Below are 15,178 nucleotides of genomic sequence, written 5' to 3'. Positions count from 1 at the left end.
TCCCGTTTCGCGCCCGATGGCGACGGCCCGCTTCGCATCATCGCGACGTTACTATCATACACTGTTATTTAATTCATCATACAAACGCAATTGACGAATATGATGAAAGACACTACACCAAGGCACACTGCAGGCGCAGTTAACTTGGGAGAGAGACAATGGGCCTTATCAAAGCAGCCATCCTGGCTGGCACCGTCGCCGTATTCGCCGCAACCTCCGCCTTCGCTGCCGATGTGAAGATCGGCTTCATCGTGAAGCAGCCGGAAGAGCCGTGGTTCCAGGACGAATGGAAGTTCGCAGACATCGCCGCCAAGGAGAAGGGCTTCACCCTCGTCAAGATCGGCGCCGAGGACGGCGAGAAGGTTCAGTCGGCCATCGACAATCTCGGCGCCCAGGGCGCCCAGGGCTTCATCATCTGCACGCCGGACGTGAAGCTTGGGCCCGGCATCGTCGCCAAGGCCGCCGCCAACGATCTCAAGCTGATGACCGTCGACGACCGCCTGGTCAATGCCGATGGCAGCCCGATCGAAGACGTGCCGCATATGGGCATCTCGGCCACCAAGATCGGTGAGGCCGTCGGCGAGACCATTGTCGCGGAAATCAAGAAGCGCGGCTGGGACATGAAGGACGTCGGCGCGATCCGCGTCTCCTACGACCAGCTGCCGACCGCCGTCGACCGTGTCGAAGGTGCGCTCTCCGTGCTGAAGGCCGCCGGCTTCCCGGAAGCCAACATCTTCGACGCCCCGCAAGCCAAGACCGACACGGAAGCGGCACTCAACGCTTCGACCGTCGTGCTCAACAAGAATGCCGGCATCAAGCACTGGGTCGCCGTCGGCCTCAATGACGAAGCCGTGCTTGGCGCGGTGCGCGCCACCGAAAGCGTCGGCATTGCCGCCGACAGCATGATCGGCGTCGGCATCGGCGGTGCGGATTCGGCGATCAACGAGTTCAAGAAGCCCACGGCAACCGGCTTCTTCGGCACCGTGATCATCTCGCCGAAGCGTCACGGCTACGAGACCGCGCTCAACATGTTCGAGTGGGTCGCCAACGGCAAGGAACCGGAAAAGCTGACCCTGACAGCCGGCCAGGTCGCTCTGCGCGACAACTATGAGACCGTCCGCAAGGACCTTGGCATCGAATAATCATCCTCCCAAGATGATATCACCCCGGCGGCGCAGTTGAAGACTTTTGGGCCGCCGGGCTTCTTTTCGGGGGTGGAGAGATGCAGGACTTCCTTCAATTCAACGCGATATCCAAGGGATATCCCGGCGTGCAGGCGCTCGCCGACGTCTCCTTCTCCGTGAAGAAGGGCGCCGTGCACGGCCTGATGGGCGAAAATGGCGCGGGAAAATCGACGCTTATCCGCGTTCTCTCGGGTGATCAGTCCGCCGATACCGGAGAGATCCTGATCGACGGCAAGGCGCAGCACTACCGCTCGGTGCGCGACGCCTTCGAAGCCGGCGTCATCGTCATTCACCAGGAACTGCAGCTCGTGCCCGAGCTGACAGTCGCCGAGAACCTCTGGCTCGGGCGCTTTCCCGGCAAGGCCGGCGTCATCGACCGCACGCGCCTCCTCGGCGTGGTGAAGGCGAAGCTCAAGGATATCGGCATCGACATCGATCCCGCCGCCAAGGTCGCGTCGCTGTCGATCGGCGAACGCCAGATGGTCGAGATCGCCAAGGCCGTGATGGCCGACGCGCGCGTCATCGCGCTCGACGAACCGACCTCTTCCCTCTCCTCGCGCGAAAGCGAAATCCTCTTCTCCCTCATCGACCGCCTTCGCGCGCAGGGCAAGGTCATCCTCTACGTCTCGCATCGCCTCGACGAGATTTTTCGCCTGTGCGACAGCCTCACGGTCTTGCGCGACGGCAAGCTGGCGGCCCATCACCCCGATATCGCCGCCGTGACGCGCGACCAGATCATTTCCGAGATGGTCGGCCGCGAGATCGCCAACATCTGGGGTTTTCGCCCCCGCGAGCGCGGCGCCGTGCGGCTGGAGGTTAAGGACCTCGCCGGGCGCAAGCTGCGTACGCCGATCAATTTCTCCGTGCGCCAGGGTGAAATCCTCGGCTTCTTCGGTCTCATCGGCGCCGGCCGCAGCGAAATGGCACGTCTCGTCTACGGCGCCGACAGCCGTTCGCAAGGCACGGTGGCCGTCGACGGCAGGGCCGTTGCACCGGACAGTCCACCGCAATCGATCCGCTCCGGCATCGTGCTCTGCCCGGAAGACCGCAAGTTCGACGGCATCGTGCAGGGCCGCAACATCGAGGAGAACATGGCGATCTCCTCGCGCCGGCACTTTTCCCCCTTCGGCATCCTCCAGCCGAAGAAGGAGGCCGAGCTTGCCGACCGCTTCATCGCCAAACTGCGCGTGCGCACGCCCTCCCGCAAACAGGAGATCGTCAACCTCTCGGGCGGCAACCAGCAGAAGGTCATTCTCGGCCGCTGGCTGTCGGAGCAAGGCGTCAAGGTCCTCATCATCGACGAACCGACACGCGGCATCGACGTCGGCGCCAAATCCGAGATCTACGAGATCCTCTACGAGCTCGCCGGCCAGGGCATGGCGATCATCGTCATCTCCAGCGAACTGCCCGAGGTGATGGGCATCACCGACCGCATCATGGTCATGTGCGAAGGCCGTGTCGCCGCGGACATCGAGCGGGCCGATTTCGACGAACGCCGCATCCTCGCCGCCGCCCTTCCCGATGTTCCCAACCAGCAGGTCAAGTCCCGATGACGTCCTTGAAAAAACTCCTCCTCGGCGAACAGGGTCTGGTCGTCATCTTCGCCGTCGCCTTCGCCATCGTGGCCCTGACGGTGCCCAACTTCCTGACCGAGCGCAACATGCTCGGCCTCTTGCAATCGGTGGTCACCATCGGCATCGTCGCCTGCACGATGATGTTCTGCCTCGCCTCGCGTGACTTCGACCTGTCGGTCGGCTCCACCGTCGCCTTTTCCGGCATGGTCGCCGTCATGGCGTCCAATGCCTCGGGGTCGATCCTCGTCGGCCTTATCGCCGCACTGATCTGCGGCGGTGCGGTTGGCCTCGTCAACGGCGTGGTGATCGCCCGCTTCCGCATCAACGCGCTGATCACGACGCTCGCCACCATGCAGATCGTGCGCGGCTTCGCGCTGATCGCCTCGGACGGCCGCGCCGTCGGCATCAACGATCCGGGCTTCTACCAGCTCGCCCTGTCGAAATTCCTCGGCATCCCGACGCCGATCTGGGTCATGGCCGCCTTCTTCATCGTCTTCGGCTTCGTGCTGAACCGCACGGTCTTCGGCAAGAACACGCTGGCGATCGGCGGCAATCCCGAGGCCTCGCGCCTTGCCGGCGTCAACGTCTCGAACATGCGCATCTGGATCTTCGCACTGCAGGGCCTCGTCTGCGCGGTTGCCGGCGTGCTGCTGGCCTCGCGCATCACCTCCGGCCAGCCGAATGCCGCGACAGGCCTAGAACTCTCGGTCATCTCAGCCTGCGTGCTCGGCGGGGTGTCGCTTGCCGGCGGCCGGGCGGCCATGACGGGCGTCATCGTCGGCGTGCTGATCATGGGCATTGCGGAAAACGTCATGAACCTCCTCAACATCCAGGCGTTCTACCAGTATGTCGTGCGCGGCCTGATCCTCCTGCTCGCCGTTTTGCTCGACAACCTGCGCTCGGCCGCAGCCGGCCGGCGCACCTGACTGCACCTTCCGCAGCGCGGCAGTGCCGGGTTCATCCTTTGCAGGTCACTGTAGCCTGGGTGGCCGGGATTAAATTCCGGCCACCCCTGTCGCCCAGTCGCAGGAAACACCCTGTTTTGGGCAGCGGGGATATTGACTTTACCCGTCTTGTCGCTTTCCATGAAGACTTGCTAATTTCGGGTGGACAGGACCATGACCAGATTCGTAATAGCAAGGTGGACTTCGCTGGCAGCACTTCTGTCGGCATCCGTTTTACTGAGCGGCTGCGAGACGAGCGCAGGTAAACCGACAGTCTGTACCGTCAAGGGCAAGCAGGTGCCCTGCAAGGTCGCCAAGAAGGCACATATCGATACGTCAAGCGCCACGCGCGGGGCCAGGAATTATTGATCCTTTCTCTGGATGCGGGGCAGATCCGGTCTTCGGCCCGGTCGTCCGCTGCTGGCATGCGCTATTCCGACTGGGTCCTGCAGACCGCGGGCGATATCCACACCGCCCCCCTGCTTGAACTGGAACGGGAGGATGGACGCGACGTCATTCTACCGACGAGCCGCAAGCTTTTCGACCGCATCGCAACGCTGGCCGTTGCCGATTGCCTTGTCGGCGGCAGCGCCTTTCGCCGGCGGGCGATCCGCGAACTGCTGAACGCTGCCGTATTCACCGACTGGAACCCGACCCATTTCCTCGACACCGCGGAGATGACGACCGGCATGGCGCTCGGCCTTTGCTGGACGAGGCCGCTGTTGACCCGTGCCGACCATGACACGATCGCCACGGCCATCGCCACCAAGGGGCTTGCCCCAGGCCTTGCCGCCGCGGCAGCCGGGGCGTCCTGGATGACGGTCAGCAACAACTGGAATATCGTCTGCTGCACCGGCATGATCGCCGGTGCAGCCGCCATGGCCGACACGGACGCCACCCTCTCCGGGGACGTGCTGGCGTGTTTCCGGCCCGCCCTGCGATATGGACTGTCCGCCTTCGGCGCCGATGGCAGCTATGAAGAGGGGCCGGACTACTGGGAATATGCCACGCGCTACGCCGTGCTCGCCCACGCCCTTCTCGACGATCTCGGCCTTGCGACGGATATGCCGGACGCAATCACGCGCACCTGGCGATATGGCCGCGACCTCACCGGCCCCAGCGGCCGGGTGTTCAATTTCGGCGACGCGACGGAGCAGCCGCGCCGCGCGCCCGTGCTCGGCTGGCTCGCCGGCCGCGCGAGCGAACCGGCCGCAACGGCCTGGCAACACACCGCTCCCGGCGATCCGCACCCTTTCGACCTCCTGTGGTGCGCACCGGAGGCCGGGCCCCAGCCGGCCGATGACGCACCGACCGCCTACGAGCCGGCAGGTGTTGCGGTTCTGCGGACCGGCACGACCTGGCTCGCCCTGAAAGGCGGGCGCAACGACGTCAACCACGCCCATCTCGACCTCGGCACCTTCGTGCTGGAGATAGCCGGCCGGCGTTTCGCCAGCGAACTCGGCCGGGAAAACTATGCCCTTCCCGGCTATTTCGAGCCCGCGCGTCGGTTCGACTATTTTCGCACGCAGACCGCGGCTCACAGCACCGTGCTGATCGACGGCGCACCGCAATCGACCACGGCCTTTGCAAGGCTCCTCGGTGTGGGACAGCGGGACGGCCGCCGCTTTGCCGCCTATGCCATGGGCGATGACGGCTGGCCGGTCGATTGGCGCCGAGGCGTGGCCCTTGACGGTACCGACACCGCCTTCATCGTCGATGAGCTGGAGCAGGAGGGCGCCGCCACCCCGGCCGGCCTCTGGCAATTCTACAGCGAAGCCACCGTCGATCTCGATGGCGCCTGCGCCCGGCTCACCCTCGACGGCGTGACAGTGACGGCTGAGATCCTGGCACCGGTCAGCCTCGTCTGGTCGTTCGAGCCCGCCCCTTCCCCCACCGGCGAGAGCAGCAATGCCGCCTTCGGCCGGTTGTTTTTCCCCGTTCCTGCGACCACCGGAACGCAATCGGTCGTCGTGCGTCTCGCCGCCGGCCGACCGTCGCTATGGCGCCCCGCTGCCATTGCCGCTTGGCCGCTCGCCTCCTGATCCCTCACCCCGCTTTTTCCATTCGCCCTTCGTTGACAGCGCCGGGTCCCGGCAATAGCCTTCATCCAGAGGCGCTTTCAGGCCCGCCCCGGCGGGATCGAGGGGGAGGCGAAATGGGGATCTTCGGCTGGTTGCCGCAACGCGGCCCTAAGCCTGCCACACCGGACGAAGTGCCGGCGCAAACCCTCGCCATCTACGCCTCGCAACCGGCGCTCAGCACGATCATTGTTACGCTCATCGGCGTCGAGGCGGAGCAGATCGACGAGATCATCGACGTGACGGCCCGTCGCTTCGGCACGAAGCACAAGATCGTCTATCTCACCGACAGCCTCGACTTCATGCGGTTCCGCGACAGGAACGCCATCTTCGAATACCTGCCCTCCGTCCTCGAACAGAAGCTGCACGCCGCCGAAATCTCCTGGAACGCCTATCTGGCCAAACGCTGGCGTCTCCTCATGTCGAAATGGCAGCCGGTGCATGTCATCAGCTACGGCCAGAACATCGACGCCTTCCTTGCCGCAGCCCCTGCAATGACGGCGCGGACCAATCGATGAGCACGGCGCTCGACGTCCTCTTCGTTGCGGATGTTCGCTTCGAGGGAGGGACGTCGACGGCACTCGCCGTGGAAATCCGTACCGCCGCACGCGCAGGCCTGCGCACAGGGTTGCTCGCCGTCAAAGGACCGCTGCTCGGTCTGCCCTTCCCCATGCACCCGGACCTGCGGCGCCTGATCGATGAAGGATTGACCGAGCGCATCGACCCCGACATGCGCCTCCACGCCCGCCTCGTGCTGATCCATCACCCGACGATCGTCGAGAACCGCCCGACGCGCCCGCTGTCGATCACCACGGACAAACTGCTGATCGTCCTGCACCACCCGATGTATGACGGAGACGTCCGCCAGCAGTACGACCTCGAACGCGTCGTTGCTCATGCCTGCGACGCCTTCGGCAGCGATGTGTTCCTGGCGCCGGTCAGCGCCGTCGTGCGCGACAGCCTTCCGCGCCGCCTGCCGCCCTATGCGCATATGCTGGAGGAGGACTGGGGCAATCTCATCGACCTTGACGACTGGGCGGCAAAACCGGCCCGAGAGCCCGCCTATCCCGTCGTCATCGGGCGACACTCACGCCCCGACCCGTTGAAGTGGCCGACCGCCGAGGACGTGCTGCTCGCCTACCCGGCCGACGGCGCACGGTTTCGCGTGCGCGCGCTCGGCGCCGATACTTTCCTCACTGAAAAATACGGCGCGATCCCGCCGAACTGGGAGCTGGTGCCCTTCACCTGGGACGGTGTTCCGGCCTTCCTCGGCACGCTCGATTTCTATGTCTACTTCCATGATCCGGCCTGGTCGGAGGCCTTCGGGCGGACGATCCTCGAAGCGCTCGCGACCGGTCTTGTCGTCATCCTGCCCCCGCATTTCGCGCTGCTGTTCGGAAAGGCAGCGATCTACGGCGAACCTCAAGATGTCGAGCGCCTCATCGATGGCTTCGTGAACGACCCGGAGCGCTACCGGTCGCAATGTATGCAGGCCCGCCGCTTCGTCGAAAACAACCACGACGCGGCTATCTATGCCGACCGTCTCACCCGCATCATGGGGACGCCGGAAGAGGCGCCATCCTTCGGCGGCAGGCTCTTTCCGGCCCTGCCGCAACGCAATGTGCTCTTTGCCTCCAGCAACGGCATCGGCGTCGGACACCTCACCCAGCAGCTCGCCGTCGCGCAGCGGCTGCCGTCGGGTCTGACACCGGTCTTCGCCACCATGTCCTATTCCATGAATGCGGCCGTACAGCAGGGCTACCAGGCGCATTTCCTGCCGCATCACCGCATCCTCGATGCCGACCCCGAGGACTGGAATACCTGCCTTGCCGAGGAGCTGTTCGAACTCGTCGCCCATTTGCGCCCCGTTGTCTTCGCCTATGATGCGACGGCGGTTTTCGAAGGCGTCACCCGGGCGCTCGGCGCGTTTCCCGATCTCTTCAAGATCTGGGTGCGGCGACCGCTCTGGCGGGAATCCCACCGGGTGTTCCTCGACTTCACCGACCATTTCGATGCGGTGATCGAACCCGGCGAGCTGGCGGAAACCTTCGATCACGGCCCAACCGCAGCCTGCCGCAGGGAAACCTTCCTCGTGCCGCCCGTCCTGCAGCTCGACCCGGCCGACCGCATGGCACGCGAAAGCGCGCGGGCCGCGCTGGGCCTGCCCGAAGGCATAACCGTCGTCGCCTTCCAGCTCGGCTCGGGCGCCAATTTCGACATGCGGGATATTCGCAGCGCGCTGCTCGCCGAAGTGCTGCGCCGCCCCGACACGATCGCGCTCGAGATCCGCTCGCCGATCACGCCCGACGCCGCCGGCCTCGAAAGGCTGGGCGAGCGGCACCGGGTGGTCGAGCTCTTCCCGAGCTTCCGCTTCAGCAACGCCTTCGACGCGGCGATCACCGCGGCCGGCTACAACACCTTTCACGAACAGGTGCTCGGCGCCGTCCCGACACTGTTCGTGCCCAACGAAGCCGACGAGATGGACCTGCAGGCAAGCCGCGCCCGCTGGGCGGAACTCACCGGCCGCGGCTGGCTGATGCGCCGCGACTACGACCTCGGCTTTGCCGCGGCCCATGTCGAGCGCCTGCTGGACCCGGTGGAACGAGAGAGCGTGGTGCGCCGCTGCCGGTCTATCACCTGGACGAACGGCGCCCGCGACATCGCCCGTTACGTGGAGGACCATGCCCGGATCGTCCGGACCGACTGGGACATCACCAAGCTCGACAGCCTGTGAGGACGACGGTGGCCTCGCCAACCTGCAACATCTGCGGCAGTCCGGTCTTCGGGGATACCTATGGCGAGAAGGACAGCGCCTTCCTGCGCCGAAACGTGCGCTGCGAGGGTTGCGGTTCGCTGGAGCGTCACCGGCTGATCTTCGAGGTGCTGCGCCTGCGCGGCCTCCTGTCGGGAAATCGCCGCATCCTGCACCTCGCTCCCGAAGAGTGCCTCGCCACCCCCTTTCGAAACCGCTTCGGCAGCAGCTATCTCAGCGCCGACATCGACCCGGGCCAATTCCCTTTCGCCGTCACCCGTCTCGATCTCTGCCGCGATCTTCCAACCCTTGCCCCGGCTTCCTTCGATATCGTGCTGCACAACCATGTGCTCGAACACGTCGCCTGCGACTATCGCGCCGTCGCCGCCGGCCTCCACCGTTTGGTGAAACCCGGCGGCCTGCATATTTCCAGCATCCCCTTCCTCGAAGGCGGGTTCCGCGAGGCGCTGGAGGGGCACACCGGGGCCGAGCGCACAGCACGCTTCGGTCAGTCGGATCACATGCGCATCTTCTCCCCGGAGGATCTCGCCGATACGCTCGGCGCGGTCCTGCCGCTGCCAGCGGACTACGACGCGACCCGCCTCGTTCCCGCAGAACGGCTTCTCGCCATCAACGTCCCGGAAACGGCCTGGCGCGGCTTCAACAACAGTGCCGTCTTCTTCATCGAAAGGCTGGAGGATCGGCCGATCCTCGATGAGCGGGCGGCAACGGCGCAGCCGGCAAGCCCTGTCCCTCTCTCTGATCGTCCCGACGGCATCCTGTTCGTCTCGGCGAACGGCATCGGCCAGGGCCATCTCACTCGCCAGCTTGCGGTCGCAAGACGGCTGAAACACCGCCCGGCCGCCTTCCTGACCATGAGCTACAGCGCAGGCATCGTGCGCGATCTCGGCTTTTCCGTGCATTTCGTGCCGCATCATGGGCTGACCGGCGAGGAGCCCGCCGCCTGGAACGACCGGCTCGCCGCGGAAATCGGTCTGCTGCTCGAAGCCCATCACGCCACTACCCTCGTCTACGACGTCAATTTCGTCTTCGACGGCGTCATCAAGGCCCTCGGCCATCATCCCGGCGTGCAGGCCATCTGGATCCGGCGCGGAATGTGGCCGGCACACCATGAGAGCTATATCGGTGCCAGCGCGCATTTCCCCATCATCATCGAACCGGACGACTATGCCGGCGAATGCGATGGCGGGCCGACCGCCGCCGACCGAGCAAAGACCCGGCTGGTGCATCCGATGCTGCTGATCGACCCGTCGGAGCGCCTGGCGCGTGATGTGGCCCGACAAACACTCGGCCTGCCACAGACAGCCACCGTCGTCCTTCTCGACCTCTCCCGTTCCGCCAATCCCGATCTCATGCGTCTTCACACCCGGCTGCTGGACGACCTCCTTGCGAGGGCCGACCTGCATGTGCTGGAACTACAATCCCCCCTGACCGGAAAGACCGCGCCCCGCCATCCCGAACGCCACCACCGGCTCATGCGCCACCCCGCCTATGCCGTAAGCCGCGCCTGGGACGCCGCGATCGTGCGGGCAGGCTACAACACGTTCCATGAGAACATTGCAGGTGGCATTCCCACCCTCTTCGTTCCGGACGAAAGCCCGGACATGGACCGGCAGGTCGATCGCGCGCGCTGGGCCGAGAGCCGCGGTGCCGCCTTGCTGCATCGCGTTGCGGACGACGAGGCGCACCTCTCCGCCGCCCTCGGCAGACTGCTTCGTCCCGACGTGCAAGCTAATTTGGTAGCGGCGTGCGCAAGCATCGCCGAGGCCAGAGATGGCTGGCGGAACGGCGCTGAAACGCTGGCGCGCATGCTGGAAGGCAGTTTTGAGGACGGGGACGCAGAATAACGCCGGGCTGCATCCCGTCTTGTCCAGTATCGGGCCGGAGGACTATGCTAGCCTCCTGCCAGGATCTTCATGGGGTGGCGATGCTCATGCAAAGATTGTGTCTTCTTCTCGTTCTGTTTTTCTCGATGGCGACCGCGGCGTTCGCCGCCGCAGACAACCGCGTCGCGCTGGTGATCGGCAACGGCAAATATACCGATCTTCCGCGCCTGCCCAATGCGCAGAGCGACGCTAAGCTGATGGAGAAGGCGCTCTCCGCCGCCGGCTTCAAGATCGTCTCGGTCATCGACGGCGACCGCCAGCAGATGGTTCGCGCGCTGAAGAGCCTGACCGAGGCGCTGACGCCGGAAACCAATCTCGTCGTCTACTATGCCGGCCACGGCATCCAGTTCGCCGACGAGAACTATCTGATCCCGACGGACAGCCAGCTCACCTCCTCTTCCGACCTGCCGCTCGAAGCCTTCAGCCTGAAGATGATCACCGAGCAGATCGAGCGCGCCCGCCCACGCATCGCCGTGTTCATCGTCGATGCCTGCCGCAACAATCCGCTGGAGACCAACCGCTCGGCGGGCACGGCGGCCAATGACGGCGCAACACGCGGCCTTGCGCGTGCCACCGGGCCGCTGGGCACCTTCATCGCCTTCGCTACCGCACCGGGAAAGGTCGCGACGGACGGCACGAAGGGTAACAGTCCCTTCACGCGGGCACTCGCCGACTTCATCACCGCGCCGGGCCTGCCCATCGAGCAGGTCTTCAAGCGGGTGCGCGAGCGGGTTGTCGAGGAGACCGGCGGCGAGCAGGTACCGTGGGACAATTCCTCGCTGACCAAGGACTTCTTCTTCACCGACGCCCTGCCGGAAGTGCCGAAGTTCTCCGCGGAAGCAACCAAGGATGCCGAAGCCTGGCAGGCAGCCGCCGACGGCGACACGACCAAAAGCTACCAATCCTACCTCGCCGCTTTCCCCCAGGGCCTCTTTGCCGACATCGCCGAAATGCGCGTCGATACGCTCGCCGAAGCGAGCAAGCCGAAGGAGGAGAAGGAACAGGAGGTTGCGGCTCTGCCGGTCGATCGCAGCATCAATGCGGCCGAGGACCTTCTGATGTGGAACGGCATCCAGGCGAACGGCACCGCCGACCAGTATCGCGGCTATCTCGAAAAATTCCCCGAGGGCGTCTTCGCCAAGCTCGCCCGGCTGCGGCTGGAAGATGCGACGAAGGGCTCCGACGAGACCGTGCCGGCGATCTCAGGCCGCGTCACGGCGAATTACGAGGAATTCGCCCAGAACCCGCTCTACCCCGAGATCACCGATTGCGACCGCGAGGCCGGCCATGTGCAGGAGATCGCCGACCCCGCCGTCGGCGTCTATTTCAAGCAGATCAAGCCGGAAACCGCGGTGCCGGCCTGCATGACGGCGCTCAAGCAGTTTCCCGACAGCCTGCGCATCCTCATGAACTACGGCCGCGCCATCGATGCCGCCGGCCGACATGACGAGGCCCGGGAAATCTACCGGACCGGCGCCAGTGCCGGCTTTCCGATCGCCTATCGTTCGCTGGGCGACGTCTATCGCGACGGCCGCGGCATCGAGAAGAACCTGACGGAAGCCCGCTACTGGTATGTGCTGGGGGCGGCAAAGAAGAACGTCTTCGCCGAATTCAACCTTGCCTTGATCTACGAGAACGGCCTCGGCGTGACGGCCGATCCGCAGAAGGCGGCCTACTGGCTCTGGCGGGCGGCAAAACAGGGATTCGCTCCGGCCATGGAGAAGCTCTCGGCCTACTACCTCGACGGCAAGGCCGTGCCGAAGGACGTCGCCCAGGCGGAGATCCTGCTGACAGGCGCCGCGGAAATGGGCCATATCTATGCCGAGCTCCGGCTCGGGGACCTCTATCTCGACGGCAGCGCCTTGAAAAAGAATCCCGCCGCCGGCGCCGAATGGGTCGGCAAAGCGGCAAGACAGGGCTACAACGAGGCACAGTTCCGGCTTGCCACGCTCTATCTCGACGGCACCGGCCTCAAGAAAGATGCCGGGCAGGCACTCAACTGGTTCACGCTGGCAAAGGCCAACGGCGTCGAACGGGCCGGCGAAATGGTGGCGGCGCTCGGCGAAAAGCTCGGAGGAAAGGCCGTCAGGAAGGCTGAAAAATTCGCGGCCGGCTTCCAGCCCACGGCCGTCAAATAGGCCCGACTGCGGCCGGTCCGAGGCAATAGCGGGTCCGCATCGTGCGCGCATCCCGCCCGTCGATACGGACCACACCGCGCTCGGCCAACGCGTTCAATTCCCTCAGCACGAGGGCGTGGGCAAGGCCGAGGCGGTTGGCGAACGTGCGGCTGTCGCTCGCGACGCCCATGCGAGCGGCCGCGACGAGCGCGGCCTGGATGCCCGTCAGCCGAGGATCCTCGCCCTGCACGCGGGCGACAAGCGCCAGGAAATCCCAGGCCTCCCTCGCCTCGCCGCTCACGCGGCCTCGCACCTGCGGAAGGAGACCATGATCGACTTGGAGGTCGGCGTGTCGCTTTCCTCCCCGGCGCTGGAGAGCGGCACCAGCACATTCAGCTCCGGATAGTAGCCCGCGATGCTGCCGCGCGGCACGTCATAGGGCACGAAGCGGAAATCGCGCGCCACGCGTTCGATCCCGTCGTTGTGAGCGCCGACGACGTCCACCCGGTCGCCGGCTTCCGCCTCCATGGCCTTCAGGTCCTCGGGATGGATGAAGATGACCTGCCGTTCGCCGTAGACGCCGCGGTAGCGGTCGTCGAGGCCGTAGACGGTCGTATTGTACTGGTCGTGCGAGCGGAACGTCTGCAGCGCGAAGCGCCCGCCGGCCTTGCGCGCCCGTTGGTGCACCGTCTCCTCCGGCAGCGGGCCGGAGAAGAAGGAGGCCTTGCCGGCAGGCGTATCCCATTCCCGGTGCGACGCCGCATTGCGCAGGAGGAAGCCGCGCGGCTTGCGCAGGCGCGTGTTGTAATCCGTAAAACCCGGAATGGTCGCCTCGATATGGTCGCGGATGCGGTCATAGTCTTCCGCAAGCGCACTCCAGCGCACAATGCCGCTGCCGACCGTCGCCTCGGCGATGCCGGCGATAATCGCCACTTCCGATTTCAGATGCGGCGAGGCGGGCCGGTTGATACCGGCCGAGCCATGCACCATGCTCATCGAATCCTCGACGCTGATCAGCTGGGAACTGCCGTTGGGCGCAAGGTCCATCTCGGTGCGGCCAAGGCAGGGCAGGATGAAGGACACCTCTCCCGGCATCAGGTGCGAGTGGTTGGGCTTCGTGGCGATGTTCACCGTCAGTTTGAGCCGGCGCAGCGCCGTTTCCACCAGCGTGCTATCCGGCGTCGCGCGGGCGAAATTGCCGCCGAGGCCGATGAAGGCCTCCGCCGAGCTATCCAGCATGGCACCGATTGCCGACAGCACATTGTGCCCGTGTTGGCGCGGTGGGGAAAAGCCGAACTCCCGCTCCAGCGCATCGAGGAAAGCTTCCGGCGGCTTCTCGTTGATGCCGACCGTGCGGTCGCCCTGCACGTTGGAATGACCGCGCACCGGGCAGAGACCTGCTCCCGGCCGGCCGATATTGCCGCGCAGGAACATGAAGTTGGCGATCTCGCGGATCGTCGCGACGGAATGCACATGCTGCGTCACGCCCATCGCCCAGGTGCAGATGACGCGCTCGGCCTGCATGTAGACCGCCGCCGCACGCTCGATCTCGGCCCGTGTCAGGCCGGACTGATCCTCGATCTCGGACCAGCCGGTCGCCTCGACCGCGGCACGATAGGCGGAAAAATCCACGCAATGTTCGGCAAGGAAAGCATGGTCGAGCACCGGCGGCAGGCCCGCCGCAATCGCCGCGTCCTCCGCTGCAAGCACCGCCTTTGCCATGCCGCGCACGGCCGCCATGTCACCGCCGAGCTGCGGCTGGAAATAGTGGCTGGCAATGTCGGTCGAGCCGCCGCGCAGCATCTCGATCTTGTCCTGCGGATCGGAGAAACGCTCCAGGCCCCGCTCGCGGATCGGATTGAAGACGACGATGCGCGCACCGCGCAGGGCCGCCCGGCGCAGGTCGCCCAGCATGCGCGGATGATTGGTACCGGGGTTCTGGCCGATCACGAAGATCGCGTCCGCCGCCTCGAAATCCTCGAGCAACACCGTTCCCTTACCGACGCCGATCGCCTGGCGCAGCGCAACGCCGCTCGCCTCGTGGCACATGTTCGAGCAATCGGGAAAATTGTTCGTGCCGTAGAGGCGGACGAAGAGCTGATAGAGATAGGCCGCTTCGTTGCTGGCGCGGCCGGAAGTGTAGAACTCCGCACGATCAGGATTGTCGAGGCTCTTCAGGATGTTGCCGATTTCTGTGAAAGCATCGTCCCAGGCGACCGGCAGATAGCGGTCGCTCGCCGCGTCATAGCGCATCGGATGGGTGAGGCGGCCATGGAGTTCCAGCTCGTAGTCGCTCAGCTTGCGCAGGTCCGAGACCGTATGGGCGGCGAAGAAGGCGGGCGTGGCCCGCTTTTCCGTCGCCTCCCAGGCAACCGCCTTCACGCCGTTCTCGCAGAATTCGAAGGAGGAGCCGTGCTCGGGATCCCCCCAGGCACAGCCCGGGCAATCGAACCCGTCCGGCTGGTTCGCCTTCAGCATGGCCCTGGCGCCCGACAGCGGCGTGCCGCTTTCAAGCAGTCGCTTGCCACAGCTTTTCAACGCCCCCCAGCCACCGGCCGCGGAGGATTTCTTTCCGATAAAACGAGTATCCATAAATCAGGTATTTGCCATTCGTCAGGATTG

General features: G+C 65.2%; 10 protein-coding genes. 8 read left to right on the top strand and 2 right to left on the bottom strand.

Going from position 1 to position 15,178, the window contains the following annotated elements; translation table 11 throughout:
- Positions 1–158: 158 nt before the first annotated feature.
- The 8 genes from EXZ48_RS04335 (at position 159) to EXZ48_RS04300 (ending at position 12,577) form a co-directional block, all read left to right on the top strand.
- Positions 159–1,142, top strand: coding sequence for an arabinose ABC transporter substrate-binding protein (locus tag EXZ48_RS04335; RefSeq protein ID WP_130514441.1), 984 nt, complete (start codon positions 159–161; stop codon positions 1,140–1,142).
- 80 nt (positions 1,143–1,222) lie between these two features.
- Positions 1,223–2,737 (top strand): L-arabinose ABC transporter ATP-binding protein AraG, encoded by a 1,515-nt coding sequence (gene araG, locus EXZ48_RS04330; protein WP_050744841.1) that lies wholly within the window; start codon positions 1,223–1,225, stop codon positions 2,735–2,737.
- Positions 2,734–3,684 carry an L-arabinose ABC transporter permease AraH gene (araH, locus tag EXZ48_RS04325; protein WP_023514737.1) on the top strand — a complete coding sequence of 317 codons (951 nt, stop codon included), beginning with the start codon at positions 2,734–2,736 and terminating at the stop codon, positions 3,682–3,684. Before araG ends, araH begins: the two co-directional genes overlap by 4 nt.
- A 443-nt stretch (positions 3,685–4,127) precedes the next feature.
- The gene (locus EXZ48_RS04320) at positions 4,128–5,744 is read left to right on the top strand and encodes a heparinase II/III family protein (RefSeq protein WP_165909275.1); all 1,617 of its coding nucleotides are present in this window, start codon (positions 4,128–4,130) and stop codon (positions 5,742–5,744) included.
- A gap of 113 nt (positions 5,745–5,857) precedes the next feature.
- Positions 5,858–6,298, top strand: coding sequence for a hypothetical protein (locus EXZ48_RS04315; protein WP_130514439.1), 441 nt, complete (start codon positions 5,858–5,860; stop codon positions 6,296–6,298).
- Positions 6,295–8,514 (top strand): glycosyltransferase, encoded by a 2,220-nt coding sequence (locus tag EXZ48_RS04310; protein ID WP_130514438.1) that lies wholly within the window; start codon positions 6,295–6,297, stop codon positions 8,512–8,514. The genes EXZ48_RS04315 and EXZ48_RS04310 overlap by 4 nt, the downstream gene beginning before the upstream one ends.
- Positions 8,515–8,522: 8 nt before the next feature.
- Complete coding sequence (locus EXZ48_RS04305; RefSeq protein ID WP_165909274.1) at positions 8,523–10,400, top strand: methyltransferase domain-containing protein; 1,878 nt, start codon at positions 8,523–8,525, stop codon at positions 10,398–10,400.
- A gap of 86 nt (positions 10,401–10,486) precedes the next feature.
- Positions 10,487–12,577 carry a caspase family protein gene (locus EXZ48_RS04300; protein WP_165909273.1) on the top strand — a complete coding sequence of 697 codons (2,091 nt, stop codon included), beginning with the start codon at positions 10,487–10,489 and terminating at the stop codon, positions 12,575–12,577.
- On the opposite strand, the gene EXZ48_RS04295 is transcribed toward EXZ48_RS04300, so the two are convergent.
- Both EXZ48_RS04295 and EXZ48_RS04290 read right to left on the bottom strand, forming a co-directional pair.
- Positions 12,570–12,857, bottom strand: a complete 288-nt coding sequence (locus EXZ48_RS04295) for a hypothetical protein (RefSeq protein ID WP_130514435.1) — start codon at positions 12,855–12,857, stop codon at positions 12,570–12,572. The genes EXZ48_RS04300 and EXZ48_RS04295 overlap by 8 nt on opposite strands.
- Positions 12,854–15,148 (bottom strand): FdhF/YdeP family oxidoreductase, encoded by a 2,295-nt coding sequence (locus tag EXZ48_RS04290; RefSeq protein ID WP_130514434.1) that lies wholly within the window; start codon positions 15,146–15,148, stop codon positions 12,854–12,856. Before EXZ48_RS04290 ends, EXZ48_RS04295 begins: the two co-directional genes overlap by 4 nt.
- Positions 15,149–15,178: the final 30 nt, after the last annotated feature.

It is taken from the genome of Shinella sp. JR1-6, from assembly GCF_004284735.1.
Taxonomy (GTDB): Bacteria; Pseudomonadota; Alphaproteobacteria; order Rhizobiales; family Rhizobiaceae; genus Shinella.
This window is presented reverse-complemented; position numbering and strand designations above follow the sequence as displayed.

Bases quoted from the DNA above. Each gene is read 5' to 3' on its own strand.
- EXZ48_RS04335 (WP_130514441.1), top strand. From the start codon at position 159: ATGGGCCTTATCAAAGCAGCCATCCTGGCTGGCACCGTCGCCGTATTC.
- araG (WP_050744841.1), top strand. From the start codon at position 1,223: ATGCAGGACTTCCTTCAATTCAACGCGATATCCAAGGGATATCCCGGC.
- araH (WP_023514737.1), top strand. From the start codon at position 2,734: ATGACGTCCTTGAAAAAACTCCTCCTCGGCGAACAGGGTCTGGTCGTC.
- EXZ48_RS04320 (WP_165909275.1), top strand. From the start codon at position 4,128: ATGCGCTATTCCGACTGGGTCCTGCAGACCGCGGGCGATATCCACACC.
- EXZ48_RS04315 (WP_130514439.1), top strand. From the start codon at position 5,858: ATGGGGATCTTCGGCTGGTTGCCGCAACGCGGCCCTAAGCCTGCCACA.
- EXZ48_RS04310 (WP_130514438.1), top strand. From the start codon at position 6,295: ATGAGCACGGCGCTCGACGTCCTCTTCGTTGCGGATGTTCGCTTCGAG.
- EXZ48_RS04300 (WP_165909273.1), top strand. From the start codon at position 10,487: ATGCAAAGATTGTGTCTTCTTCTCGTTCTGTTTTTCTCGATGGCGACC.
- EXZ48_RS04290 (WP_130514434.1), bottom strand. From the start codon at position 15,148: ATGGATACTCGTTTTATCGGAAAGAAATCCTCCGCGGCCGGTGGCTGG.